At 73.8% G+C, this 26,567-nt stretch carries 20 protein-coding genes; 10 read left to right on the forward strand and 10 right to left on the reverse strand.

Going from position 1 to position 26,567, the window contains the following annotated elements:
• Positions 1-89 precede the first annotated feature (89 nt).
• The 4 genes from AS857_RS29595 to AS857_RS29610 form a co-directional block, all read right to left on the reverse strand.
• Positions 90-3,869, reverse strand: coding sequence for a multifunctional oxoglutarate decarboxylase/oxoglutarate dehydrogenase thiamine pyrophosphate-binding subunit/dihydrolipoyllysine-residue succinyltransferase subunit (locus tag AS857_RS29595; protein WP_058046237.1), 3,780 nt, complete (start codon positions 3,867-3,869; stop codon positions 90-92).
• 240 nt (positions 3,870-4,109) lie between these two features.
• A complete protein-coding gene (locus AS857_RS29600) occupies positions 4,110-5,300 on the reverse strand; it encodes a HAMP domain-containing sensor histidine kinase (protein ID WP_245700571.1) in 1,191 nt (396 codons plus the stop codon).
• Entirely contained in the window at positions 5,297-6,034 is a 738-nt protein-coding gene (locus AS857_RS29605) for a response regulator transcription factor (protein ID WP_030366311.1), read from the reverse strand. The genes AS857_RS29600 and AS857_RS29605 overlap by 4 nt, the downstream gene beginning before the upstream one ends.
• Before the next feature lie 92 nt (positions 6,035-6,126).
• A complete protein-coding gene (locus AS857_RS29610; protein WP_058046238.1) occupies positions 6,127-6,840 on the reverse strand; it encodes a spermidine synthase family protein in 714 nt (237 codons plus the stop codon).
• Between the two features lie 195 nt (positions 6,841-7,035).
• Between AS857_RS29610 and AS857_RS42145 the strand changes: the two genes are divergently transcribed.
• Positions 7,036-8,088 carry a rhomboid-like protein gene (locus AS857_RS42145; RefSeq protein WP_216824016.1) on the forward strand — a complete coding sequence of 351 codons (1,053 nt, stop codon included), beginning with the start codon at positions 7,036-7,038 and terminating at the stop codon, positions 8,086-8,088.
• A 542-nt stretch (positions 8,089-8,630) separates the two neighbouring features.
• On the forward strand, positions 8,631-11,030 hold the full coding sequence (gene lon, locus AS857_RS29620; protein ID WP_058046239.1) for an endopeptidase La: 2,400 nt from the start codon (positions 8,631-8,633) through the stop codon (positions 11,028-11,030).
• 74 nt (positions 11,031-11,104) lie between these two features.
• On the opposite strand, the gene AS857_RS29625 is transcribed toward lon, so the two are convergent.
• Positions 11,105-11,530, reverse strand: coding sequence for a MarR family winged helix-turn-helix transcriptional regulator (locus tag AS857_RS29625; RefSeq protein WP_079110869.1), 426 nt, complete (start codon positions 11,528-11,530; stop codon positions 11,105-11,107).
• Between the two features lie 122 nt (positions 11,531-11,652).
• On the opposite strand from AS857_RS29625, the gene AS857_RS29630 reads away from it, so the two are divergent.
• Both AS857_RS29630 and AS857_RS29635 read left to right on the forward strand, forming a co-directional pair.
• Positions 11,653-12,510, forward strand: a complete 858-nt coding sequence (locus tag AS857_RS29630) for an MBL fold metallo-hydrolase (RefSeq protein ID WP_173864820.1) — start codon at positions 11,653-11,655, stop codon at positions 12,508-12,510.
• Positions 12,511-12,704: 194 nt separating this feature from the next.
• On the forward strand, positions 12,705-15,578 hold the full coding sequence (locus AS857_RS29635) for a M4 family metallopeptidase (RefSeq protein ID WP_420823976.1): 2,874 nt from the start codon (positions 12,705-12,707) through the stop codon (positions 15,576-15,578).
• A 102-nt stretch (positions 15,579-15,680) separates the two neighbouring features.
• On the opposite strand, the gene AS857_RS29640 is transcribed toward AS857_RS29635, so the two are convergent.
• Positions 15,681-16,556, reverse strand: coding sequence for a lysozyme (locus AS857_RS29640; protein WP_058046241.1), 876 nt, complete (start codon positions 16,554-16,556; stop codon positions 15,681-15,683).
• 290 nt (positions 16,557-16,846) lie between these two features.
• Here AS857_RS29640 and AS857_RS29645 point away from each other — a divergent pair, with 290 nt between their 5' ends.
• Positions 16,847-17,278: a MarR family winged helix-turn-helix transcriptional regulator gene (locus AS857_RS29645; protein ID WP_058046242.1), complete on the forward strand. Its 432-nt coding sequence runs from the start codon at positions 16,847-16,849 to the stop codon at positions 17,276-17,278.
• A gap of 30 nt (positions 17,279-17,308) precedes the next feature.
• On the opposite strand, the gene AS857_RS29650 is transcribed toward AS857_RS29645, so the two are convergent.
• Positions 17,309-18,073, reverse strand: coding sequence for a protein phosphatase 2C domain-containing protein (locus tag AS857_RS29650; protein WP_058047153.1), 765 nt, complete (start codon positions 18,071-18,073; stop codon positions 17,309-17,311).
• Positions 18,074-18,321: 248 nt separating this feature from the next.
• Here AS857_RS29650 and AS857_RS42010 point away from each other — a divergent pair, with 248 nt between their 5' ends.
• The 5 genes from AS857_RS42010 (at position 18,322) to AS857_RS29675 (ending at position 23,997) form a co-directional block, all read left to right on the forward strand.
• Complete coding sequence (locus AS857_RS42010) at positions 18,322-20,967, forward strand: sensor histidine kinase (RefSeq protein ID WP_063804380.1); 2,646 nt, start codon at positions 18,322-18,324, stop codon at positions 20,965-20,967.
• On the forward strand, positions 20,964-21,473 hold the full coding sequence (locus AS857_RS29660; protein WP_058046244.1) for a roadblock/LC7 domain-containing protein: 510 nt from the start codon (positions 20,964-20,966) through the stop codon (positions 21,471-21,473). The genes AS857_RS42010 and AS857_RS29660 overlap by 4 nt, the downstream gene beginning before the upstream one ends.
• Positions 21,470-21,865, forward strand: coding sequence for a DUF742 domain-containing protein (locus AS857_RS29665; RefSeq protein WP_058046245.1), 396 nt, complete (start codon positions 21,470-21,472; stop codon positions 21,863-21,865). Before AS857_RS29660 ends, AS857_RS29665 begins: the two co-directional genes overlap by 4 nt.
• A gap of 340 nt (positions 21,866-22,205) precedes the next feature.
• Positions 22,206-22,733, forward strand: coding sequence for a GTP-binding protein (locus tag AS857_RS41680; RefSeq protein ID WP_245700734.1), 528 nt, complete (start codon positions 22,206-22,208; stop codon positions 22,731-22,733).
• Positions 22,734-22,743: 10 nt separating this feature from the next.
• On the forward strand, positions 22,744-23,997 hold the full coding sequence (locus AS857_RS29675) for a styrene monooxygenase/indole monooxygenase family protein (protein ID WP_058046246.1): 1,254 nt from the start codon (positions 22,744-22,746) through the stop codon (positions 23,995-23,997).
• Positions 23,998-24,019: 22 nt separating this feature from the next.
• Here the strand turns inward: AS857_RS29675 and AS857_RS29680 are convergent, their stop codons facing one another.
• From AS857_RS29680 to AS857_RS29690, 3 genes are all read right to left on the reverse strand, one after another.
• Entirely contained in the window at positions 24,020-25,186 is a 1,167-nt protein-coding gene (locus AS857_RS29680; protein ID WP_079110719.1) for a C40 family peptidase, read from the reverse strand.
• 192 nt (positions 25,187-25,378) lie between these two features.
• Positions 25,379-25,666, reverse strand: coding sequence for a hypothetical protein (locus tag AS857_RS29685; RefSeq protein WP_058046248.1), 288 nt, complete (start codon positions 25,664-25,666; stop codon positions 25,379-25,381).
• A 48-nt stretch (positions 25,667-25,714) separates the two neighbouring features.
• On the reverse strand, positions 25,715-26,467 hold the full coding sequence (locus AS857_RS29690) for a TetR/AcrR family transcriptional regulator (protein WP_058046249.1): 753 nt from the start codon (positions 26,465-26,467) through the stop codon (positions 25,715-25,717).
• Between the last annotated feature and the right edge of the window lie 100 nt (positions 26,468-26,567).

Here is a 26,567-nt window from a genome sequence, read left to right on the forward strand (position 1 = left end):
CACGCCAAGGATAGGCCGGGCACGGATACGGGAACGGGCCCCCTCCGCCTCGCAGCGGTGGGGGCCCGTTCCCGTACGGGACGCGTCCGTCAGGCGTCGAACACCTCGTTGATCAGCGTCTGCTGCTCGGCCTGGTGGCGCTTGGCCGAGCCGACCGCCGGGGACGAGGAGTGCGGACGGGAGATCCGCCGCAGCCGCTCGCGGGCCGGGACGTCGGCGCCGACGGCCAGGTCCAGGTGGTCGATCAGGTTCAGCGCGATGAACGGCCAGGCACCCTGGTTCGCCGGCTCCTCCTGCGCCCAGATGTACTTCTCGGCGTTCGGGAACTTGGCGATCTCGGCCTGGAGCTCCTCGCCCGGCAGCGGGTAGAGGCGCTCGATGCGGACGATGGCCGTGTCCGTGGCACCGCGCTTGGCGCGCTCGGCGGCCAGGTCGTAGTAGACCTTGCCGGAGCAGAAGACGACCTTGCGGACGTCCGCCGCGGCGACGGTGTCGTCACCGATGACCGGACGGAACTCGCCGCTGGTGAACTCCTCCGCCTTCGACGCCGCGGCCTTCAGACGCAGCATCGACTTCGGGGTGAAGACGATCAGCGGCTTGTGGTGCGGGTTGTGGACCTGCCAGCGCAGCAGGTGGAAGTAGTTCGACGGCAGCGTCGGCATGGCGACCGTCATGTTGTTCTGCGCGCAGAGCTGCAGGAAGCGCTCGACGCGGGCCGAGGAGTGGTCCGGGCCCTGGCCCTCGTAGCCGTGCGGCAGGAGCAGCGTGACACCAGAGGTCTGGTTCCACTTCTGCTCGGAGGAGGAGATGAACTCGTCGACGATGCTCTGGGCGCCGTTGACGAAGTCACCGAACTGGGCCTCCCACAGCACCAGCGCGTCCGGGCGGGCCAGCGAGTAGCCGTACTCGAAGCCCATCGCCGCGTACTCGCTGAGGAGCGAGTCGTAGACGTTGAAGCGGGCCTGGTCGTCGGACAGGTAGAGCAGCGGGGTGTAGTCCTCGCCGGTCTCGCGGTCGACGAGCACCGCGTGGCGCTGGCCGAAGGTGCCGCGGCGGGAGTCCTGGCCGGCGAGCCGGACCGGGGTGCCCTCCATCAGCAGCGAGCCGAAGGCGAGGGTCTCGCCCATGCCCCAGTCGATCGTGCCGTCCTCGATGCTGGCGGCGCGGCGCTGCAGCTGCGGCACCAGGCGCGGGTGCACCGTGACGTTCTCGGGCGTGGTGACCTGCGACTCGGCGATCCGCTTGAGGACCTCCTGGGAGATCGCGGTGTTCACCGCGACCGGGAAGCCGCCCAGCGGGGCCGGGACGGCGGCCGGAGCCGTCGCCGCGTCCGCGTCGCGGACCTCGACGAAGACCTTCTCCAGCTGGCCCTGGTAGTCCTGCAGGGCCTGCTCGGCCTCCTCCAGGGTGATGTCGCCCCGGCCGATCAGCGACTCGGTGTACAGCTTGCGCACCGAGCGCTTCTTGTCGATCAGGTCGTACATCAGCGGCTGGGTGAACGAGGGGTTGTCCGACTCGTTGTGCCCGCGGCGGCGGTAGCAGATCAGGTCGATGACGACGTCCTTGTTGAACGCCTGGCGGAACTCGAAGGCGAGCCGCGCGACGCGGACCACGGCCTCCGGGTCGTCACCGTTCACGTGGAAGATCGGCGCCTCGATCATCCGGGCGACGTCGGTGCAGTACATCGACGAGCGCGAGGACTCCGGCGGCGCGGTGAAGCCGACCTGGTTGTTGATGACGATGTGCACGGTGCCGCCGGTGCGGTAGCCGCGCAGCTGCGACATGTTCAGCGTCTCGGCGACGACGCCCTGGCCCGCGAAGGCCGCGTCGCCGTGCAGCTGGACCGGCAGGACGGTGAAGTCCGTGCCCGCCTTGCCGATGATGTCCTGCTTGGCGCGGGCGATGCCCTCGACGACCGGGTCGACCGTCTCCAGGTGGGAGGGGTTGGCGGCCAGCGAGACCTTGATCTGCTCGCCGTCCAGGCCGGTGAAGGTGCCCTCGGCGCCCAGGTGGTACTTCACGTCGCCGGAGCCGTGCATCGACTTCGGGTCGAGGTTGCCCTCGAACTCGCGGAAGATCTGGGCGTAGGACTTGCCGACGATGTTCGCGAGGACGTTGAGGCGGCCGCGGTGGGCCATGCCGATGACGACCTCGTCCAGACGCGCCTCGGCGGCGGCGTCCAGCACCGAGTCCAGCAGCGGGATGACGGACTCGCCGCCCTCCAGGGAGAAGCGCTTCTGGCCGACGTACTTCGTCTGCAGGAAGGTCTCGAAGGCCTCGGCGGCGTTCAGCCGGCGCAGGATGCGCAGCTGCTCCTCGCGCTCGGGCTTGGAGTGGCCGCGCTCGACGCGGTCCTGGATCCACTTGCGCTGCTTGGGGTCCTGGATGTGCATGAACTCGATGCCGGTGGTGCGGCAGTACGAGTCGCGCAGCACGCCGAGGATGTCGCGCAGCTTCATCATGGACTTGCCGGCGAAGCCGCCGACCGCGAACTCGCGCTCCAGGTCCCACAGGGTGAGGCCGTGCTCGGTGATGTCGAGGTCGGGGTGCTTGCGCTGGCGGTACTCCAGCGGGTCGGTGTCGGCCATGACGTGGCCGCGGACCCGGTAGGAGTGGATCAGCTCGAAGACGCGGGCGGCCTTGGTGACGTCGTCGTCGTGCGAGGCGTCGATGTCCTTGAGCCAGCGGACCGGCTCGTAGGGGATGCGCAGCGCCTCGAAGATCTCGTCGTAGAAGCCGTTCTCGCCGAGCAGCAGCTGGGCCATGATCCGCAGGAACTCGCCGGAGGCGGCGCCCTGGATCACCCGGTGGTCGTACGTCGAGGTCAGGGTCATGACCTTGGAGATGCCCATGCGGTTCAGGGCGTCCTGCGAGGTGCCCTGGAACTCGGCGGGGTAGTCCATCGCGCCGACGCCGAGGATCAGGCCCTGGCCGGGCATCAGGCGCGGCACGGAGTGCACGGTGCCGATGCCGCCGGGGTTGGTCAGCGAGGCGGTGACGCCGGTGAAGTCGTCCATCGTCAGCTTGCCGACGCGGGCGCGGCGGACGATGTCCTCGTAGGCCTGCCAGAACTCGAAGAAGTTCAGCGTCTCGGCCTTCTTGATGGCCGCGACCACGAGCTGGCGGTCACCGTTCGGCTTGACCAGGTCGATCGCCAGGCCGAGGTTGACGTGCTCGGGCTTGACGAGGGTCGGCTTGCCGTCCTTCTCCGTGAAGGAGTGGTTCATCGACGGCATGAGCTTCAGCGCCTGCACCATGGCGTAGCCGATGAGGTGCGTGAAGGAGACCTTGCCGCCGCGGGCGCGCTTCAGGTGATTGTTGATCACGATGCGCTGGTCGAAGAGCAGCTTCACCGGGACGGCGCGGACGGACGTGGCCGTCGGCAGCTCCAGGGAGGCGTTCATGTTCTTCGCGACCGCAGCTGCGGGACCGCGCAGGGTGACCAGCTCGGGGCCGGCGGCCGGCTCGGCCGGCTTCGCGGCGGCCGCCGGCTTGGCGGGCGCGGCCTTGGCGGGCGCGGCCTTCGCCGGAGCGGGGGCCGCCGGGGCGGCCGCAGCGGCGGCGGGCTGCGCGGCGGCGGCCGGAGCTGCCGGGGCCGGTGCGGCGGGCGCCGCGGGCGTGGTGGCGGCCGGGGCGGGGCCGCCCGCGGCTTCGATCACCTCCTGCGGCGGCGCTGCCGCCGCGGTGCCCGGCTTGTAGTCGGCGAAGAAGTCCCACCAGGCTCGGTCGACCGAGTTCGGGTCCTGGAGGTACTGCTGGTAGATCTCGTCGACGAGCCACTCATTGGGACCGAAGACGTCCGCAGGGCTCTTGCCCTGCCCGTCTTGGTCGGTCGAGATGCTCGAGGTGTTGGGGGACTGTGGCGACACGGCGGCAACCGCCCTCTTCCGCTTCACAAGGTGATGGACAGCGGGAATAAAGGCTACGCCTGTCTGCAGGGTTGATGCAGGCCACCCGGGCCAGCAGTCGCGCAAGTCACATTCGCTCCGGGGTTTCGGGGCATGACTTGGCGGGAAACACACGGGGTTCTGCTGGTCCCAGGGGTCTCAGGGTTCGCTCAAGCGCGCCCCACACTCCCTCGAATGTGTGCCTCCGCCACCGACCATACGTCAAACGTGATCGCGCGGTACGCCCGGAAGAGTGACCTGAATGCGGCACCCATGGGGGGATTCGGCCACCCCGATGCTCCCTCCGTGCAGATCCACCGCCCAGCGGGCGATGGCCAGCCCCAGCCCCGTGCCGCCGTCCGTGCCCGGGCCCTGCTGCCCGGAGCCGCCCCGGTTGAACCGCTCGAAGACCCGGTGCCGCTCGGCCTCGGGGATGCCCGGGCCCTCGTCCAGCACCTCCAGGGCCAGCGACTGCGGCCCCTCGCCGCGGCGCGCCCGCACCGTGACCCGCCCGTGCGGGGGGCTGTGCTTGACCGCGTTGTCCACCAGGTTCGCCACCACCTGGTGCAGCCGCTCCGCGTCCGCGTGGGCCGTCAGCTCCGGCGGGGACACGTCCAGGTGCAGGTGCACGTCCTTGCGGGCGTGCGGAGAGGAGCCGGAGCCGTTGGCCATGCTCGCCTCCTTCAGGACGCCCGCCAGATACGGCCACACCTCGAAGCGCCGCGCATGCAGCGGTACGACCCCGTTGTCGAGCCGGGACAGGTCCAGCAGCTGCTCCACCAGGCGGCCGAGCCGCTCGGTCTGGCGCAGCGCCGTCCGCATCGTCTCCGGATCCGCGGCCGACACCCCGTCCACCACGTTCTCCAGGACCGCCCGCAGGCCCGCGATCGGGGTCCGCAGCTCGTGCGAGACGTTGGCGACGAGCTCCTTGCGGTGGGTGTCCACCGCCTCCAGGTCGGCGGCCATGCGGTTGAAGGCGTTCGCCAGGTGCCCGAACTCGTCCCGCCGCCCGGCGCCCACCCGGCGCGTGTAGTCGCCCTGCGCCATCGCCCGGGTGACCTCGGTCATCTCGTCCAGCGGCGCGGTCAGGCCCTGCGCCACGAACTGCGTTATCAGCAGCGAGGCGATGATCGAGAAGACGGTGATCACCCGGAGCTCGGTCGCCGAGTGGATCGCGACGAAGACCAGGAAGGTCGTTATCACCACCGAGCCGATGACGAGGGCGCCCAGCGCCGCCTTCACCGACCGGTAGGGGTCCAGCGGGCGCAGCGCCTCCCAGACGCGGCCCCCCAGGCCCGCCGGGACCGCCGCGCCCCTGCTCCGCCCGTCCTCGCGGGCCCGCCTGCCCTGGCCCGCGCCCCGTGCCGCGCCCTGGCCGGTGCCGCCCCCGGGGCCGGCCGTGCCGCCGGTCATGCCGCCGGGGTCTCCAGTGCATAGCCGACGCCGTGCACCGTACGGATCCGCTCCGCGCCGATCTTCCGGCGGAGCGCCTTGATGTGGCTGTCGACCGTGCGGGTGCCCGAGGCGTCGGCCCAGTCCCACACCTCCGCGAGCAGCTGCTCGCGGGAGAGGACGGCGCGCGGCGTGTTCGCCAGGCAGACCAGCAGGTCGAACTCGGTCGGCGTCAGGTGCACGTCGGCGCCTCTGACCCGCACCCGGCGCTGGGCGTGGTCGATCTCCAGCTCGCCCAGGCGCAGGATGCCGCTGCGCGGGGTGTGCGCGGCGAGGGCCGCCCGCTCCACGCGCCGCAGCAGCACGTGCACCCGGGCCGCCAGCTCGCGCATCGAGAACGGCTTGGTCATGTAGTCGTCGGCGCCGACGCCGAGGCCGACCAGCATGTCCGTCTCGTCGTCGCGCGCGGTGAGCATCAGCACGGGCACCGGACGCTGCGCCTGCACCCGCCGGCACACCTCCAGGCCGTCGAAGCCCGGCAGCATCACGTCGAGCACGAGCAGGTCGGGCTGCCACGCCTCCGCGGTGTCGACGGCCGCCGGCCCGTCGCCCGCGGTGCGGACCTGGAAGCCCTCGGCCCGCAGCCGCGCCGCGATGGCGTCGACGATGGTCCGGTCGTCCTCGACCACCAGCACCCGGCGCTGCGCCCCGGCGGAGGCTGCGGCGCCGTTCGGGCCGATGTGTGTCTGCTCCATGCGCGCCCCGCCCCTAGCGTCTTTCCGTCGCGTCGTTCTCTGCCGGCTCTTCAGCTGTGGCAAGCAGGGTACGGGCAGGTGGCGGGCGACGGCTACGCGGCACGTTGCGCGAGGTGCACTACGTCCGGTACGCCCCGGGCAACCGCGATCTCTTCGGTCCGTACCCCTTCGAAACCGGCATTCCGGAGGGCTCCCTCGAATTCGGCCGACGGCTCGGCCGACCACACGGCGAGCACGCCGCCGGGCGTCAGGCGCTCGCGGCAGCCCGCCAGGCCGGCGGGGGAGTAGAGGCCGCCGTTGTCCTCCGTGACGGTCCAGCCGGGGCCGTTGTCGATGTCCAGGCACAGGGCGTCGTAGCGCACGGGGGCGGTGCGCAGGTGGTGCAGCAGGTCGCCCTCGGCGACCTCGGTGCGAGGATCGGCCAGCGCCCGCGCCGAGATGGTGCCCAGCGGCCCGGCCCGGTGCCAGTCGATCACCGCTCGCTCCCGCTCGACGACCGTGATCCGGCCCCACCGGGGCTCCTCGGCGGCCCGGGCGAGGGAGAAGCCGACGCCGAGCCCGCCGATGAGGACGGACGGCCCCGGGCGGTCCGCGGGGAGGGCGGCCAGCGCGGCGTCCACGAGCAGCCGCTCCGAGCGCCCGTCGGAGGTGTCCATCAGGAAGCAGCCGTTCGCGATGATCTCGTGGACCGCGCCGTCCCCGGTGCCCCGGCGACGCAGGACCACCTCGCCGTACGGGCCCTCGCGGCGGTCCAGGGTGACGGGCCCCCCGCCGGTGTCGTACGGGTCGCGCTGGAGGGTGGTCATCGGGTGGCCTCCGTGTCGGTCGGTACTCGGCGGACGCGGCAGGCGGGTGCGGGGTTGAGCGGCGTGACAGGAGTCACGGTCTGTGGTTGATTCGCCTGCCCTCGATGGACCTTAATGTCGGAGGGAGCCGGAGCGGGGTCGCTTTTCGCTCCGCCGGGTGCCGTGACGGACCCCGCGAGGAAGGGGCTGGGCCGAGTGAGTGTGGTGGATCCCGACGGCGAGTCCCTGCGGCGCCGGCGGCGAGCTCTCCGGGCCCCCTCGCCCGGCCGGATGCTGCGGGCGCTGCCCACCCCCCTCGGCACGCCGTTCACGTTCTTCTACGGCCTGGTCCTGCTGGCCACCGCGCTCTACACGCACTACGGCGACGAGGCCACGGTCGACGAGCTCCTGCGCGCGTCCAGCACCGACGCCGCGCACCTGGCCGAACAGCCGCTCGTCGTCCTGCTGGCGAGCGCCCTGTGGATAGCCGGCGGCCTGTACTCGCTGTTCGGGATCCTCTTCGTCCTCGTCGTCTCCGCGCTGGAGCGCCGGATCGGCGGGGCCCGCACCGCCGGCGTCTTCCTCCTCGGCCACGTGCTGGCCACCCTCGCCACCGAGCTGCCCGTGGCGGGCGCCGTGGCCGCGGGGCGGCTGCCCGAGGCCTCGCTGCACCGCCTCGACTACGGCATCAGCTTCGGCGTGATGGCCTGCATAGGCGCGCTCGCCGGGCTGCTGCGGCAGCGCGGGAAGCGGATCGTCCTCGGTCTCTCGTTCCTCATGTGCGCCCAGGACCTCGTCGAGTTCGCCGACCCGCTCGCCAGCTGGGGCCACCCCATAGCCCTGCTCACCGGCATGGCCTGCTGGAGCCTCCTGCGCGACAAGGGGCCGGCGGCCGGATCGGCCGCGGACGGTGCCGTCCCAGGCCCGCTGCGTGCGCCGCGGGAGGCCGGGCAGGGCGGTCCGGCCGGTGCACCACAGCAGAGTCTCCGCGGGGGAGCGGCCGGCCGGGGCGTCCGGGAAGAGCCGCTCGACGGCGGGCGCGCAGAGCCCGTCGGGCAGGTCGTGGCCGCCGGGGCGGACGGGGGTGAGCCCGAGGCCGCGCGCGATGTCGTCCGTATGGAGTACGAGTTCCCTCACGCCCATGGCGGCGAACCCGGGCGCGTCGGAGCGGCCCCACGGGTGCCAGGCGCGATCCCCCTCCCCCGCGCCGCGGACGGTCGCGGCGAGCAGCGCCGCAGCGATGCGGATGCCCTCCAGGCGGGCCGGTAGCGGCGCCTCGGGGTCGAGCGAGGCGAACAGGGCGATGCAGCGGTCGGCGGGCCGGGCCGTGAGCAGGCCCGCGTAGCCGACGAGACCCAGCGCGAGGTGGTCGAGCGTCGCGGCCGCGGACCACTCCAGGCCGGCCGCGGGCCGGGACCAGTCGTGGCCCGCGCCCGCCTCCAGGACCGCGGAGCAGTGCCCGGCGGCGTCGGTGACCGGCGCGGCCCAGGCGTCGGCGGTACGGGGCGCGGCGGGGCCGCCGGACGGCGCCGCTTCGGCTGATCGCCGCGGCGGCGGGAACAACAGGGACGAGCCCCCTGCTTGGCAGGACGAGCCCTGCCCGCGATCCGCTGCGGCGCTGCCGAGCAGCACGACCCCGCCGCGGCGGCGCGTAACCCCCACCGGTGTATCCGGCGGTGCCGGACCCGCAGGCGGCCCATCGGTCCCGCCCGCCTGATCGCTCAGAGCGAACGCCGGACAGGCCGGGGAACATCCACGGAGCGGCACGCATTGAGTCGGCATAGCTCAACTTGCCTGCCTAAGGGGAGATCATGGCTTCGACGTCCACATCGCTCACCCTGCCCGTGCTGCCCCTCGACGACGAGGTCGTCCTGCCCGGCATGGTGGTGCCCCTCGACCTGTCCGACACCGAGGTGAGGGCGGCCGTCGAGGCCGCCCAGGCCGCCGCGCGGGGCGGCGACAAGCCGCTCGTGCTGCTCGTGCCGCGGGTGGACGGCACCTACGCGGGCGCCGGCACGCTCGGCAGCGTCGACCAGGTGGGGCGGCTCTCCGGCAGCGGCGACCCCGGCGCGCTCATCCGCGGCGTCCGCCGCGTGCGCATCGGCGCGGGGACGACCGGCCCCGGGGCCGCGCTGTGGGTCGAGGGCACCGCGATGGAGGAGATCACCCCCGACCCGCTGCCCGGCGCCGTCGCCGAGCTCGTCAAGGAGTACAAGGCGCTCGCCACCAGCTGGCTGCGCAAGCGCGGCGCCTGGCAGGTCGTCGACCGCGTCCAGCAGATCGAGGACGTGGGCCAGCTCGCCGACAACTCCGGCTACTCGCCGTTCCTGACGGTCCAGCAGCGCGTCGAGCTCCTGGAGACCGCCGACCCGGTGGCCCGGCTCCGGCTCGCCGTCGGATGGCTCGGCGAGCACCTCGCCGAGCAGGACGTCGCCGAGTCCATCGCCAAGGACGTCCAGGAGGGCGTCGACAAGCAGCAGCGCGAGTTCCTGCTGCGCCGCCAGCTGGAGGCCGTCCGCAAGGAGCTCGCCGAGCTCAACGGCGACCCGGAGAACGAACCGGACGACTACCGCGCCCGCGTCGAGGCCGCCGACCTGCCGGAGAAGGTCCGCGAAGCGGCCCTGAAGGAGGTCGGCAAGCTGGAGCGGTCCTCCGACCAGAGCCCCGAGGGCGGCTGGATCCGCACCTGGCTGGACACCGTCCTGGAGATGCCCTGGAACGAGCGCAGCGAGGACGCGTACGACATCCCCGGCGCGAAGGCCGTCCTCGACGCCGACCACGCGGGCCTGGAGGACGTGAAGGAACGGATCACCGAGTACCTGGCGGTGCGCAAGCGGCGCGCCGACCGGGGGCTGGGAGTGGTCGGCGGGCGGCGCGGGGGCGCGGTGCTCGCGCTCGTCGGCCCGCCCGGCGTCGGAAAGACCTCGCTGGGCGAGAGCGTCGCCCGCGCCATGGGGCGGAAGTTCGTCCGCGTGGCGCTCGGCGGCGTCCGCGACGAGGCCGAGATCCGCGGCCACCGGCGCACGTACGTCGGCGCGCTGCCCGGCCGGATCGTGCGGGCGGTCAAGGAGGCCGGCTCGATGAACCCGGTCGTCCTCCTCGACGAGATCGACAAGGTCGGCTCGGACTTCCGCGGCGACCCGGCGGCGGCCCTCCTGGAGGTCCTGGACCCGGCGCAGAACCACACCTTCCGGGACCACTACCTGGAGGTCGAACTGGACCTGTCGGACGTCGTCTTCCTGGCGACGGCCAACGTCCTGGAGGCCATCCCCGAGGCGCTGCTGGACCGCATGGAGCTGGTCCGCCTCGACGGCTACACCGAGGACGAGAAGGTCGTCATCGCCCGCGACCACCTGCTGCGCCGCCAGCTGGAGCGCGCGGGCCTGGAGCCCGGCGAGGTCGTCCTGGAGGACGCCGCCCTGCGCAGGCTCGCCGGCGAGTACACCCGGGAGGCGGGCGTCCGGAACCTGGAGCGCGCCGTCGCCCGGCTGCTCCGCAAGGTCGCGGCCCGGCACGAACTGGGCGAGCAGGAGCTGCCGTTCACCATCGGCGAGGAGCAGCTGCGCCCGCTGATCGGGCGGCCGCACCACACCCCGGAGTCCGCGCAGGACCCGGCCGAGCGGCGCACGGCGGTGCCGGGCGTGGCGACGGGGCTCGCGGTCACGGGCGCGGGCGGCGACGTGCTGTTCGTCGAGGCCTCCCTGGCCGACCCGGAGACGGGCGGCGCGGGCCTGACCCTCACGGGCCAGCTGGGCGACGTGATGAAGGAGTCGGCGCAGATCGCCCTGTCCTTCCTGCGCTCCCACGGCGCGGAACTGGAGCTGCCGGTGGGCGACTTCAAGGAACGCGGCGTGCACCTGCACGTGCCGGCGGGCGCCGTCCCGAAGGACGGACCGAGCGCGGGCGTCACCATGACGACGGCGCTGGCGTCGCTGCTGTCGGGCCGCCGGGTGCGGCCGGAGGTGGCCATGACCGGCGAGGTGTCCCTCACGGGGCGGGTCCTGCCCGTCGGCGGCGTCAAGCAGAAGCTGCTGGCGGCGCACCGGGCGGGCGTGACGACGGTGATCATCCCGAAGCGGAACGAGCCCGACCTGGACGACGTGCCGGCCGAGGTGCTGGCCGAGCTCGCCGTCCACCCGGTCTCCGACGTCCGCCAGGCGCTGGAGCTGGCCCTGCAGCCGGCCGGGGCGGAAGTGGCCGTGGCGGCGTAGCGCTCGCAACGGCGCGGGGCCCGTACCTCTTCACCAGAGGTACGGGCCCCGCGCCGTTTCGCGTCGTTCCCGGTTCAGGTGTGGGTGACGGCCTTGTGCAGCAGGCCCTGCAGGGCGTCCTGCTCGTCCTGCGACAGCCCGGCCAGCGGCGACTCCCGGGCGAGGAGCTCCATGAGCCGCTCCCGCAGGGCCGCGCCCTCGTCCGTCAGGACCAGCTGCTTGGCGCGGCGGTCCGTGGGGTGCGGGTGGCGCTCCAGGAGCCCGCGGCCCTCCAGCTTGTCGATGACGAAGGTCGCGTTGGAGGGCTCGCAGGCCATGCGGTCGGCGAGCTCGCGCATCGTCATCGGGCCGGTCAGCTCCCGCAGGGCCGTGGCCTGGGGCGCGGTGAGGTCCAGCACCGCCGCGCGGTCGCGCACGTGGTCCGCGATCCGGCGGGCGAGGCCGTTCACCAGGCCGCAGAGCCGCCGCTCGGCGATGACGTGCGCTTCCGGGGTGGTCATGACCGCCATCGTAATCGGAGCCAACTTCATCAAGCAGACAATTTTGCAGCTTGAATCATTCAAGTTAGAAGCTTATTGTCGTCGATCAAGGAACCCCTGCGCCACGAAGGACGGAACCACCCATGACCGACGACGCCCGCCTCCACCGCCCGGCCGGCATCCGCTCCCTGCAGCTCGGCGACATCAAGGTCACGTACGTGCCGGACGGCGCCGGGCAGCTGAGCCCGCGCGGCTGGCTGCCGGACACCACCGACGAGGTGTGGGCGGAGCACCCCGAGTACCTCGACGCGACCGGCAACCTCGTGGCGAGCATGGGCGGCCTCCTCGTCGAGCACGGCGACCGGGCCCTGCTCATCGACGCCGGGTTCGGCCCCGGCCACCACGCGGCCGAACCCGGCGCCCCCGTGGGGGAGATCAACGGCGGCGCCCTCCTCGACAACCTCGCCCGGCTCGGCCGCACCCCCGCCGGCATCGAGGCCGTGGCCATAACCCACCTGCACGGCGACCACATCGGCTGGTCCGGGCAGCTCGCCGACGCCGGCGCCGTCCACCTCATGAGCGAGCCCGAGTGGGAGCACCGCCACCTCTCCGCGCAGCACGGCGTGCCCGAGGAGCTCCTCGCCTCCCTGGAGCCCCGCCTGCGCACGGTCGCCGACGGGGAGGAGATCTTCCCCGGCGTCCGCGTCATGCTCACCCCCGGCCACACCGCGGGCCACTCCGCCTACGTCATCACCGGCGGCGGCCGCCGCCTGATCGCCTTCGGCGACGCCCTGCACTCGCCGGTCCAGATAGCCCACCCCGAGTGGTCGGCCGTCGTCGACCACGACGCCCGGCAGTCCGCGGACTTCCGCCGGCGCCTGGTGGAGGAGATGGCGGAGCCCGGCACGATCGGCTTCGGCATCCACTTCGCGGACGTGGTGTTCGGGCGGGTGCTGCGCGACGCTGCGGGGGTCACGTCGTGGGAGCCCGTCGACGCGTAGGCACGTGAAGGCGGGCAGGCGCGTAAACACGCGTAAACACGCGTAGGCACGTGAAGGCGCGCAGGCACGCAAACACGCGTAGGCACGTGAAGAGGCCCCTGCCCCCTTTGCCCCGTTGACGGACGCGAACCCCACCGCTTGCATGGTCCCCGACCAAGCTCCGTGACCGACCAGTCACGTTCGGAGGGGGACCTTTGCGCAAGACGAAGGCACGTTCGGGCAGAGCAGGAAGACGGACCATCAAGAGCGGAATACCGGGCGCGGCGGCACTGATCGGTGCCGCCGCGCTCATCGTTTCCGGGGCACCCGCCCAGGCGGCGGGCGGTGCCGACGGCGGCCCGGCGGAGGTGATCCCGGGCAAGGGAACCGCCACCCCGGCACTCGTGGACGGCATCCGCGAGGCGGCCGCCTCCTCGGGCAGCGCGGCCGACGCGGCCCGCGGCCACCTCGCCGGCAAGCCCGGCCGCTACCGCATCGCCGAACCGGCCCGCGATCTGAAGCCCGTGCAGACGCTGAACGCGGGCGCGGCCGAGACCGTGCGGCTGCAGCAGAAGCACCGCGGCGTCGACGTACTGGGCGGCCAGTACGTCGTGCGGATGGAGAAGAAGAACGGCAAGCGCGTCGTCACCGGCACCTCCGGCAAGTACTTCACCGGGCTCAAGGCCGGCACGCAGGCCGAGGTCGGTGAGCAGCTCGCCGTGGAGCGGGCCGTCGCCGCGACCCTGCACGACCTCGCCGGCAACCGCCTCGCCAAGAGCGACGCGGCCCGTGCGAAGGGCGCGGCGCCGCAGCAGGCCCGCTCGCTGTCGGGCACCGCGCGCGGCCTCGTCGTCGTCCCCAAGGGCCCCGGCGTCCTCACCCAGCACGTCACCGTGCGCGGCACCGACCCGGCCACCGGCCGCCCCGTGCTGCGCGAGGTCTACATCGACGCCAAGGCCGGCTACCCGGTGCTGCAGTACAGCGGCCTCAAGTCGTTCGGCACCGGCACCGGTGACGCGGCCGCGCTGCGCGACCGGGCCCGGGGCGCCGCCGCCGGCACGTCCGGGGCCGCCGCCCGCGCCGCCGCCGGCCCGCTCAGCCCCGGCGTGACCGGCTCCGGCGTCAAGTACGACGGGACGACCGTCGAGCTCGGTCTGTACAAGGACACCGCCCGCAACGAGTTCGTCATGACGGACCACGCGCGGATGTGGGACTCCAGCAAGAACCTGCTCTCCACCTGGGACGCGCGCGGCAAGGACGTCGGCGAGGCCAGCGGCCGCTGGCCCGACGGGATCAAGGAGTTCGGCTCCCCGACGCCCTCCTTCGGCAAGGAGGCCACGGAGGCCGGCGCCGTCGACGCCCACTGGGCCGCCGGCAAGGTCTACGACTACTACAAGAAGGTCCACGGCCGCGACAGCCTGGACGGCCGCGGCATGGCCATCAACTCCCTCGTGGGCGTCACCGAGTTCGGCGGGCCGCTGATCAACGCCTTCTGGGACGGCACCAAGATGGTGTACGGCGGCGGCGACGAGGAGTACAAGACGCTCTCCGCCGACCTCGACGTCGTCGGCCACGAGATGACGCACGGCGTCGTCGAGAACAGCGCCAACCTCGTCTACGCGGGCCAGTCCGGCGCCCTCAACGAGGCCGTCGCCGACTACTTCGGCAACGCCATCGACGCCGACGCCGCCGGCAAGGCCATGGACGACCCGTCCGTGGGCCTGCTCGGCGAGGACCTGTGCCGGACGAAGTCCCCGCGCGAGTGCGCCTTCCGCGACCTCAACGACGGCCACACCACGTCCAAGAACTTCATCGGTGTCGGCTTCGGCTCCGACGGCGGCGGCGTGCACCTGAACTCCACCATCTTCTCGGGCGCCCTGTGGGACATCCGCGAGGACGTGGGCCGCACCCTCGCCGACAGGATCGTCTACAAGGCGCTGACCGAGTACATGACGCCGCTCGACGGCTTCACCGAGGGCCGTGACGCGGTGATCGCCGCCGCCAAGGCGCTCGGCGTCTCCGGCAAGGACCTGGGAACCGTCCAGCGCTCCTTCAACGCCCACGGCATCGTGGCCAACTGGGAGCAGGCCCTCGGCGTCGACACCGACCTGCTCTCGCCCAGGCTCAACACCGCCGGCACGGGCACGGGCGCGGGCGGCGGCTGGTGGGCCGCCTCGCGGTCGAACGACGACGGCTCCGAGGCGTACTCCGTCTGGGCCGGCCGTACGGACGGCAGCGGCTCGCCGAAGCTGATGAGCCCCAACGACGGGCGCTACCACGTCTACCCGGCCACCGACGGCAAGACGGTCGCCTGGGTCGCCTACAGTGCGACCGGTTCCGACGTCCTGACCCGGCCCCTGGCGGGCGGACCGATCAAGAAGGTGTACGGCACCACGACCGGTGGGGTCAACGGCGTGCGCGTCGAGGGCGGCACGGTCGTCATCGACATGGCCGACCCCGTCGGCGGCCGGCACGTCGGCTACGTCCGCACCGGCGACAAGCAGCCCACCTGGGTGGACGGCGGCCGCGCCGAGCTGGCCACGGCCCTGCCGTCGCTGAGCGGCGGGAAGGTCGCCTACGCCAAGCTCTACCCCGAGGGCGACGACTACGGCGTCGGCACCGAGGTGCTGGACCTCGGGACCGGTACCAAGACCCTCATGGGACAGCTGGGCAAGCCCGAGTCCATCGGGCAGACCGGCATCAACGCGACCGGCGTCTTCTGGCTGGCGGACGAGGCGGCCGGGGACCAGGGGCAGGTGGCCGTGCGGCGCGCCGCGTTCGACGGCACCGGCGTCAAGGACCTCAGCAAGGAGACGGGCGCGGACGCGCTGCACGCCTCCGACCTGACGGTCTCCGAGAGCGCGGTGACGGTGACCGCCGAGGTGCCGGACATGACGTACCGCAACGAGACGCTGGCCAAGCTCTGGCAGTTCGCGGCCGACGGCTCGTCCCGGGCGCGCGTCTCGTGCAACCGCGGCGAGCAGACCTCGGCCGCCGCGGCCGGCGGCAAGCAGGTGGTCTGGATCGACGGCACCACCGGCACCACCGACCTGGTCACCCGCACCCGCCCGGCGGGCACCTGCGGCTGACCCGCACGGCCGGCTCCATCCCCGCGTGACAGCAGTACCGGCCCCCCGGCGCCGATGTGCCGGGGGCCCGGCGTCTTTCCTTGCGGTCCGGCGGGGCGGCCCCTAGCCGCTGGCGAGGGCCTGGAGCCGGCTGTACGCGCCGTTGAACCGGTTGTGGTCACCGACGGTCGGTCCGGTGTCGGTGTACTGCCAGAAGGTGTGATAGCCCCAGCCGGACGGGAGTTCACCGGCGGAGGAGCCGTAGCGCGGCACCCACAGGGGGTGGGCGGAGCCGAATCCGCCGTAGTTGCCGGTGCACTGCTTCCACCAGTTGGCCGAGGTGTAGACGACCGCGTCGCGCCCCGTGCGCGCCTTGTACGCGGAGAAGAAGTCCCTGATCCAGCCGACGAGTGCGCTCGCGCTCATCCCGTAACAGGTGGGGCCGTACGGGTTGTACTCGATGTCCAGGACGCCCGGCAGCGTCCTGCCGTCCTTGGACCAGCCGCCGCCGTGCGTGGCGAAGTAGACGGCCTGGGCGGCGCCGCCGGAGTTGTCGGGCAGGGCGAAGTGGTACGCGCCGCGGATCATGCCGGCGGCGTACGAGCCGTTGTACTGCTGCGCGAAGTACGGGTTGGTGTAGCTCGTGCCCTCGGTCGCCTTGACGTAGGCGAAGCGGTTCCCGGCGTTCCAGAGGGTGGCCCAGGGGACGTTGCCGTTGTGGCTGGAGACGTCGACCCCTTCGACGGAGGCGGCGGCCCGGGGCGGGGGAGGGGTGCCGGGACCGGGGTCCTCGTGGGCCCGCAGGGTGGAACCGAGCCAGTCCCGCTCGGGGTGCGCGGGAGGTTTCGCCTCCTGCGCGGCGGCGGGCAGGGCGAGGAGGCAGAGGGCGGACAGCAGGCCGGACAGGAGGAGGGAGAGAACGGAGAGGGGGGAGGGGGCGCGTAACGCCGTGGGGGATCTGCGGCCCGTGCGGCCGGATCTGCATCTGAACGCGACCATGGCGTGCCTTCCAGAAGGGTCCGTGGGGGGGGAGTACCGATGACGCGTCGGCGACGCGAGACATTGGTATGGCCATGTCATAAATGACGTTATGGGGACGGACGCGCCAGGCATAGGGGGACGCGGTGCTGCCGTTGGTCTAATCCTGCGAAATACTGGCGGAGCTGCGGTGAAGACCGCGAACGGGAAAAACTTTCAACAACCGGAAACCCGGAGAGGGCCCTGACGTGCACCAGACGACTACCCCGCCCCCCGAGGAGGGCGGGCCGGGCGCCGCGGACAGCAGAGGTATGGACCAGGCCTACCTCTCCCTGGAACGCGAGCTGGCCGTCTTCCTGCGCCGGGCCCGGGCGTCCTCCGGTGAGATGGCCCGCGCGGTCCACCCCGAGCTGGAGGCGGCGGCCTACGGCCTCCTCGTCCGCCTGGAGGACGCGGGACAGCAGCGCGCCACGGACCTCGCGGCGTACTTCGGCGTCGGCAAGGCCACGATGAGCCGCCAGCTGCGCGCCCTGTGCGACCTCGGCCTCGTCACCCGCGAACCGGACCCGGCCGACGGCCGCGCCTCCCTGGTGCGCATCACCGACGAGGGCCGCGCCCGCTTCACGCGCGTCCGCGACGCCCGCCGCGCGCAGTACGTACGCAAGCTGGCCGACTGGGACCGCGGCGAGGTGGCGGAACTGGCCCGGCTGCTGCACCAGCTGAACGCGAGCGCGGAGCAGTAAGCCACCGGCTCCGGCCGGGGCGGAGGCCCGTCAGAGTTCCGCGTACACGGCCGCCGCGTCGTCGTGCCGCTTGCCCGGCCGCTCGCCCCGCGGGCCCCTCTCCGCGGTCCGTACGCGGTCGATGAGCGCCTGCGGGCCCTCCTTCGCCAGGACCGCCAGGCAATCGGTCCAGTCCCCTTCCCGGAAGACCTCGACCCACCGCGCCGCGCCGTCCGTGAGCGCGGCCAGCGCCCGCACCTCCGCCCGCGCGAGCGAACCCGTCACCGCCCGCGCGGCCACGTCCGGATCCGCCGCCGCCGTGAAGAAGCCGCCCTCCGCGTTGCGCGCGGCATCCGTCACCGGCCCCAGTGCCCGCAGGTGTTCGATGCGGTCGTCCAGCACGGCCGTCACCGTGCGGGCGGGCGACTCGACGAGCAGTGCGGAGTCGGAGAGTACGAGGTACTCCACGCGCGCGTCGTCCCACCGCGCCACGACCACCGTGGCCTGCGGCGTGCGCCGGTGCGCGAGGTCGCAGGAGTCGCGGTGGGCGTCCGCCGTACGGGAGATGGCGGCCGAGAGGCAGCGGGCCAGCGTCAGCTCCCGTTCGGACACGGCCAGTTCGAGGAGCGCACCGCCCAGCCGGGCCGTGAACCAGGGCACTCCGTGCACGCATCCGGTCCCTCCGGAGGGCGGCGGCGTCACCCCGTCGAGCAGGACCAGCGCACCGCCCTTACCCGAGGCCGGCAGGGCCACGGATACGAAGTCCTCGTTCGGGTGCCGGATATCCCCCGGCAGGGTGGCGAGTTCGATGCGCATGGGGCCAGTGTGCCGGATGCCGGAAATCGACGGAGGCACGTGCGCATCCTGTCGGCGACCTCCGCGTTGCTTCAGGTGACGTGCTGACCTGGCACGTGTGCGATGAGTGAAGCAGGCCGATTGTCAATCTCCCATAGAGATTCACTCCTTCGAGTGGCCGGGCGGTCGATGGGCACCCCCGCCCCGCAGAGGTGCTGAAAGGGTCAAATCAGTACCAGGGGTGGGACGAGAAAAGATTGTGAGCACCGGTGCGGAAGAAGCGGCTTGGGGGCGGCGGCGGACGGAAGCCGCGGGCCACGGCGGTGCCGGAGCGCACCGCCCGCGTACGTAACCGACTGACCGCCTCCGTCGCGGTCATCGCCATCGCCGTGCTCGGCGCGAGCGCCTCCGGCGTCCGCGAGGCCTGGCGCGACCTCACCGAGGCCCGCCGCCTCGCCGCCCTCGCCACCGCCGACGGGTCGGCCCTCGCCCTCGCGCACTCCCTGGCCGACGAGCGCGACGCCATGGTGCAGTACGTGGCGGGCGGGCGCGCCGACTCCACCGGCGCGGGGCTCTCCGACCGCCAACGGGTCGCCCTGGACCGGCAGATCGAGCAGTTCCGGCCCGATGCGCCCGCGCCCGTCCGCGAACTCCTCGACGCCCTCCCGCACACCCGCCACGAGGCCTACTCCGGCAAGGGCGACGCCATGGCCGCCTTCACCGCCTACACCCCCGCCGTCCAGGCCCTCCACGGCCTCGCGGACACCCTCGACCGGCAGGCCGGCGGCGGCGACTCCGCCGCGCTGCCGCCGCTCGCCCGCGCAACCGAGGCCGCCTCGGCCGGGCGCGGCCTGCTCCTGGGCGCCCTGGCCGCCCAGGGCCGCAAGCCCGAGCTGGCCGCCGCGGCCCAGCGCGCCGACACCCGCACCCAGGACGCCCTGGCCGACTTCCGGCGCCTCGCCCCCGCCGCCGCCCGCGACGCCTACGCCGAGGCCGTCACCGGCCCCGACGTCACCGCGGCCCAGGGCCACCTCGGCCGCCTCGCCAGGAGCCAGGCGGCCGGCGAGCTCGCCACCCAGCCGGCCGAGCCCGTCCGCTCGGCCCTCACCACCCGCCTCCAGCGCATGCGCGGCGTCGAGACCGCCCTCGCCGAGAACGAGGCACCCCGCCTGGAGGCCCTGCGCCACGAGGCCATGACCGAGCTGGAGCGGCGGGTGATGACCGCCGCGCTGTGCCTGTTCGTCGCCCTGCTCACCGGCATCTGGTCCACCCGCTCGGTGACCCGCCCGCTCGGCGCCGTGCGGCTGGGCACCCGCCGCGTGAGCACCGACCCGGTGACCGAGGAGCCCATCGCCTTCAAGGGCCGCGACGACGAGTTCGCCGAGACGGCCCGGGCCGTCAACCACCTCCAGGGCAAGTTCCGCCGCCAGCAGGGCCGCATCGCCGCCCTCGAAGGCGAGCGCACCCGCCTGATCGCCGCCCGCCAGGACGCCGCCGACGAGCGCGACTCCCTGCGCGCCGAGCAGCAGCGGCTGACCGAGCGGCTCGCCGCGCTGCCCGCCGAGCAGCCCGGCGGCCGGGCGGGCGAGACGGGCATCCTCGTTGGCCTCTCGCTGCGCACTCTCGGCCTGGTCGAGCGCCAACTGGCCGTCATCGAGGGCATGGAGGCCCACGAGGCCGACCCCGAGCGCCTCGAAACGCTCTTCAAGCTCGACCACCTCGCCACCCGCATGCGCCGCAACAGCGAGAACCTGCTCGTCCTCGCCGGCGCCGAGAGCGGCACCGGCCGCGCGGGCCCCGTCCCCCTGCTCGACGTCCTGCGGGCGGCCGTCGGCGAGACCGAGCGCTACCAGCGCGTGCGCATCCAGTCCCTGCCGCCGCACGCCCGCCTCGCCGGCTTCGCCTCCGAGGACGTGAGCCACCTCGTCGCCGAACTGCTGGAGAACGCCACCGCGTTCTCCCCGCCGGACGCCCAGGTCCAGGTCTCCGCCTGGCACCTGGAGGGCGGCGAGATCGTGCTCTGCGTCCAGGACGAGGGCATCGGCATGGCCCCCGAGCGGCTCGCCGAGGTCAACACCCTGCTGGCCGACCCCGACCCCGCCTGCCCCCCGCTGCCGGCCGCCGACCACGCCGGCCGGGCCGACGGCGCGGGCCGCTCCGGGCGTGCGGCGCAGTCGCCGCTCGGCCTCGGCCTCTACGTCGTCGCCCGGCTCGCCCTCCGGCACGGGGTGCGCGTCCAGCTGCGCGAGCAGACCACCGGCGGGGTCGCCGCGGTCGTGGTGCTGCCCGTGAGCCTGCTGCCCGCCGGCCCCCCGGCCGTCACCGGCCTGGGCGACACCCCGCCCGTCCCGGGCGCCGCGGCCGTCCCGCAGGTCCACCTCCCCGGCTCCATCGCCGAGGCCAACTCGCATACGCTGCGCGGCCGCCCCCAGCAGGGCCACCGGCCGCCCGGCGCCCACGCGGCACCCGGGCCCGTCCACCCGGCGGACCCGCCCGCCGCCGCGCCCGGCGGCCCCGTGGAGCCCGTGCCGCCCGCGGAGTCGACGATGCAGCTCACCGGCTTCACGGAGGCGCCGCCGTCCGTGCCGTCGCCGCCCGCGTCGACGGGGCGCCACGCCCGCCCGGCCGCGCCCCCCGCGGCCGCGGCCCCACCCGCCGACGGCCCCGGCACCGGACTTCCCAACGGCACCGCCCTGCCCAAGCGCACCCCCAAGGTCGTCGCCCAGCGCCCCGCCCCCCAGCGGGTGCGCCAGGGCGTGGACGCGGAGGCGCTGCGGCGCAAGCTGGCCGGCTTCCAGCGCGGCGCGGCCGACGGACGGCGGGACGCCCGGGCCGAGCTGGCCGGGCGCGAGACACAACGGAATCAAGCGGGCCCGCCGGACGCCGGCGGCACCCCCGAGGAGGCACGCGGTTGACTGCATTCCCCCGGGGGGCGACCCCCGTATCCCCCGTCGGCCCCGTCTCCTACGGACTGAGCCACGAAGCCCGCAACCTGCACTGGCTGCTGATCAACCTGGTGGAGGAGGTGCCCGGAGTGCGGTCCGTCGCCGTCGTGTCCTCGGACGGGCTGCTGCTGCTCTCCTCCGACCCCCGCATGGCCCACCGCGGTGAGAGACCGGAGAGTCCGCGCGGCTCCACCGCCGACCTCGCCACCATCGTCGCGGGCCTGGGCAGCCTGACGACCGGTGCGGCGTGCCTGATGGACGGCGGCTTCGTCAAGCAGACCATGGTCGCGATGGACGAGGGCAGCCTGTTCGTGATGACCATCAGCGACGGCTCGCTCCTGGGCGTCCACGCCGAACCCGACTGCGACATGGGCGTCGTCGCCTACCACATGGCCCTGTTCGTCGGCCGGGCCGGGCACGTCCTCACCCCCGAACTCCGCAGGGAGCTGCGGCAGTCGGTGGAGGCAGTCGGATGACGGCCTCCACCGCCGCCTGCGGCAAGCCGGCGCGCGTCCGCCCCTACTCGCTCACCGGCGGGCGCCCCCGCCGGTGCCGGCTGCTGCTCGTGGAGACGTTCGTCGCGGCGCTCGACACCCCCGGGGACCCCGCGGGCACCGGACCGCACGGCGACGCCGGCCCCGGCGCCCGCGTGCCGCCCGAGGCCCGCGCCATCCTGGACCTGTGCCACCGGCTGCGGTCGGTCGCGGAGATCGCCGCCCTGCTGCGGATGCCGCTCGGCGCGGTCCGGGTCCTCCTGCTCGAACTGGCCGAGCAGGGCCGGGTGCGCGTCTTCGACACCGCGCACGGCACGGACCGGCCGGACCGCGCGCTGCTGGAGAGGGTGCGGGATGCACTCCACCGACTGTGACGAACGCCCGGAACCCCGGCGTCCGGAGCCTTGCCCCCCGGCCGCCGCCCCCGCGGGGGCGGCGGCCGGGGGGCAAGGCTCCGGACGCCGGGGTTCCGGGCGTTCGTCACAGTCGGTGGAGTGCATCCCGCACCCTCTCCAGCAGCGCGGGGGGGGGGGAGGAGGGGACCGGGGCCGACCGAAGGTGGTCTTGCCGACGCCGAAGCCGCCCGCCACGACGATCTTCGTGGCGAGGGGGGCGCGGGTACGGTCGGTCTGCCAGGCGCGCGGCGCGTCGTCGGCGGCGACGGCGCCGCGCGCCTGGCAGACCGACCGTACCCGCGCCCCCCTCGCCACGAAGATCGTCGTGGCGGGGGGGGTCGGGGGCGGCAAGACCCCCTTCGTCGGCTCGGTCTCCGAGATCACACCGCTGCGCACCGAGGCGGTGATGACGGCCGCGGCGGCCGGCCTCGACGACGCCACCGCCACCCCCGCCAAGCGCACCACCACCGTCGCCATGGACTTCGGGCGCCTCACGCTCGACGCCGACCTCGTGCTCTACCTCTTCGGCACACCGGGCCAGAAACGATTCTGGTTCATGTGGGACGACCTGGTGCGCGGCGCGATCGGCGCCGTCGTCCTGGCCGACACCCGCCGCCTCGCCGAGTCCTTCGCCGCCCTCGACTACTTCGAGACCGCCGGCCTGCCCTACATCGTCGCGGTCAACCACTTCGAGGGCGCCGACCGCTACGCTCCCGAGGCCGTGCACGAGGCGCTCGCGCTGCCGCCGCCCGTGCCGGTGGTGACCATGGACGCCCGGAAGCGGATCACGGTCGTCGACACCCTGCTGGCCCTGGTCGGCCGGGCGCTCGAGACCCTGCCCGAGTGAGGAGCGACCCGTGCGACGGATCCTCATCGCCGGGGCCGGCCAGTCCGGCCTCCAACTGGCCCTCGGCCTGCAGTTCCACGGCTACGACGTCACGCTGATGTCCAACCGCACGTCCGAAGAGATACGTTCCGGCCGGGTGACGTCCACCCAGTGCATGTTCGCCACCGCCCTGCGCCACGAGCACGAGCTCGGGCTCGGCTTCTGGGCCGCCGCCGCCCCGCGCATCGAGGGGGTCGGCGTCTCCGTCGCCGAGCCGGCCCCGGGCGGGCACCGGCGCGCCGTCGACTGGCTCGGCCTGCTCGACGGCTGCGCCCAGTCCGTGGACCAGCGGCTGAAGATGTCCGGCTGGCTGGACACCTTCGCCGAGCGCGGCGGCCGGCTGGTCGTCCACGCCGCCGCCGTCTCCGACCTGGACGCCCTCGCGGGCCACTACGACCTGGTGCTCGTCGCCACCGGCAAGGGCGAGCTCGCGGAGCTCTTCGACCGCGACCCCGCCCGCTCCCCGCACACCGTCCCGCAGCGGGCCCTCTCCGTCGCCTACGTGCACGGGCTCGGGCCCCGGCCCGAACACCCGGGCACCGAGGCGGTGCGCTGCAACCTGGTCCCGGGCGCCGGGGAGCTGTTCGTCCTGCCGACGCTGACCGTCTCCGGCCGCGCCGACGTCCTGTTCTGGGAGGCCGTCCCGGACGGCCCGCTGGACGTCTTCCAGGACCAGCCCGGCCCGGGCGAGCACCTGGCGCGCACCCTGGAGCTGATGGAGCACTACGTCCCGTGGGAGTACGCCCGCGCGACCCGCGTCGAGCTCACGGACGCCCACGCCACCCTGGCCGGCCGCTACACCCCGGCCGTGCGCGACCCCGTCGGCCGGCTGCCGTCGGGCGGCGTGGTCCTCGGCGTCGGTGACGCGGTCGTCGCCGACGACCCCGTCACCGGGCAGGGCGCCAACTCCGCCGCGAAGTTCGCCGCCGCCTACCTCGCGGCGATCGTGCAGCACGGCGAGAAGCCCTTCGACGCCGCGTGGATGCGCACGGCGTTCGACCGCCACTGGGCCACGGCCCGGCACGCCACCGCCTGGACCCACGCGATGCTCGCGCCACGGCAGCCGGCGCACGTACGGGAGCTGCTGGCGGCCGCGGCCGGCCTCCAGCCGGTCGCCGACCGCATCGCCAACGGCTTCGACGACCCTGCCGACTTCGCGGGCTACTTCTACGAGCCGGAGCAGGCGGCGGCCTACGTGGCGGAGGCGGAGAAGGCGGCCGGCTGACCGATCGCCCCGCCCCCCCGCGTCACGCCCTCGACGGCGCCTCCGCCGACCCGTAGCCGGTGTCGGAGCCGGACAGGGCGCCCTCCGGCATCGGCGGCGGCACGTACCTCCGCAGCGGCTCCTCGTCCGCGTCCGGCCGCACGGCCCCGAGCAGCGGGTTGGCGGCGATCGGCGAGACCTTCACGGTGCCGCCGGGCCGGGGCGACTGCATCACCAGGCCGTGGCCGATGTAGAGCGCGACGTGCGTCGCACCTTCGAAGTAGATCACCAGGTCGCCGGGGCGCAGCTCGTCCAGCGGGACCCTCGGCAGCGTCCTCCACTGCTCCTGGCTGGTGCGCGGGATGGTGTCGCCCGCGTGGGCCCAGGCCTGGGAGGTGAGCCCGGAGCAGTCGAAGGCGTCCGGCCCCTCCGCGCCCCACACGTACGGCTTGCCGAACTGCCGGAAGGCGTAGGCGATGGCCCTGCCGCCCGAGGCGGAGGGCCTGGACGAGCCGCTGAGCCGGCCCGAGGAGAGCAGCGTGCGCTGGGCCTCGCCGATGTTCTTCTGCTCCAGGTGCTGGACCTCGGCGAGCTGCGTGCCGGTCAGCGAGGCGAGCATCTTCTCGACCTCGCCGAGGCGCTTCCTGACGGCGTCGCGCTGCCGCTTCTGCCGCGCCGCGAGCACCTGCTGCTCGTTGAGGGCGGCCCGGGCCCGGGCCGCCACGTCCGACGCGTACTTCTCGCCCTTCGCGAGGCGGCCGACGGTGGCCGCCCGCTGCCCGGCGGCGCGCTGGATCCGGTGGCCCCTGTCGAGCGCCTGCTGCGGGTCGGAGCTGAGGAAGACGGAGACGTACGGGGCGAGGGTGCCGCTCATGCCCTGGTACTGCTCCCGGGCGAGCCGGCCGGCGGCGTCGCGGCTGCCGGTGAGGGCCACGCGGGCGGTGGCGAGCTCGTCGTTGAGCTCGTCGACCCGCTTCTGCTGGACCTTGAGCTTCTCCTCGGTCGCGTTGTAGGCCTCGGTGGCCTCCTCGGCCTTCCGGTAGAGGGACTGCAGCCGGGAGAGCAGGCTGCCGACGGACTGGCGGGACGGGCGGGACCGCTCGGGCGGCTCGCCGGGCGCGGCCGCGGACAGGGGCGCGGGCAGTGCGAGCGACACGGCGCCGGCCATCAGCGCCGCCGTGCAGACAGAACGCGCGAACCGTCCTGACACGAGCTCACCTCCGGTGTGGGGCGTGATCGTTTACCAGGTGAGGATCGTTCCACGTGCGGTCCTATTTATGTGGGCGATGTGGGCGAATCCGCCTAACCTGCTCACCCTTGGGTTGCCGGGCGTCACCCGGCCGGCGGCCCCGCGCCCGCCCGCGTGCCCCGGATGCCGCCCGCGGGCGCCCTTGCGGACGGCTCAGGCGTCCGCTCCGGGGCGCGGCCGCTTCGTCCACGGCCACTTCGGGCCGCGCTCCGGGCGGCGCCCCTCCGGGTCGTAGACGTACTTCCAGCCCTTGTGCAGCCCCAGGCGGCGCGTCGTGCCCGCCTGGACGCGGTGGTAGACGAGGACCGTCGGGGCCCCGCCGTGCTCGTCCGGCACCGGGACCTCGTAGACCTTGGGCGGGTGCCCGGTGTGTCCCAGCAGTACCGGCAGTACGCGCCCGTCCAGGGGGCCGCCCACGAAAGGCGTATCTTCGCTTCTCACGGGTCCAGTGTCCGTCAGGCCGGGGCGTCGGCCCGCGGACGTACCGCATCAGAGCAGGTGCGCCGCATCCGACACCACCGGAATGACCTGGCGGGCCAGGCGCCCCACGGGCCCTTCCGCACGCTCCAGCGCCAGCGCCGCACGGGTGACCTCGGCCGTCTGCGGGTCGCTCGCCGACGTGGCCGTCAGCAGCGCCACGAAGTGGTCGACGAGCCAGTCGCGCAGCTCCTCGACCGGGGGCTGCTTGCCCTCGTCCAGCCAGATAAGGGAGGCCGCCTCCACGGCCGTGATCCAGGTGCGGACCATCATGCGCAGCCGGGGGCCCGGCTCCGGCACCTGCAGGTGCTTGAGGATCTGCGCGGCGGCGGCCCGGCGCACGCCGTCCACGATCGCGCCCGTGCGGGAGGTCTCGGCGACGCTGCCGCCCTGCAGCAGCGCGCCGAACCCGGCGTCGTGCTCGTCCACGAACGTCAGGTAGCGGTCGAGGACGGCGGCCAGGCGGCCGGTGAGGGGGCCGGTCCGCGGCTCGGCGAAGCACAGCTCCAGGTCGTCGGCGGCGCTGCGCAGCGCCGTCTCGTACAGCTGGGGCTTGCCCCCGGGGAAGTAGCGGTACACGAGCGGCCTCGACACCTTGGCGGCCGCCGCGACGTCGTCCAGGGAGACGTCCTCCGGGGCGTGGTGGGCGAAGAGCACGAGGGCGGCGGCGATCAGCTGGGTGCGGCGTTCCTCGACGCTGAGTCTGCGGTAGGCGGGGCGGGCGGACGGAGTCGGTGCTGCCGGGGCGGTTCCGCTGCCGTTCATGCAGGGCAGCGTAACGGTGTCGCCGCGGGTGCTCCGCCCCCGCCGTCCGGGCCGGACCTGCTCGGGAAGGTTCGGGCCGGGAGCGCGGGCAGGGTCCGGG

This window comes from Streptomyces roseifaciens, from assembly GCF_001445655.1.
Classification (GTDB): domain Bacteria; phylum Actinomycetota; class Actinomycetes; order Streptomycetales; family Streptomycetaceae; genus Streptomyces; species Streptomyces aureoversilis.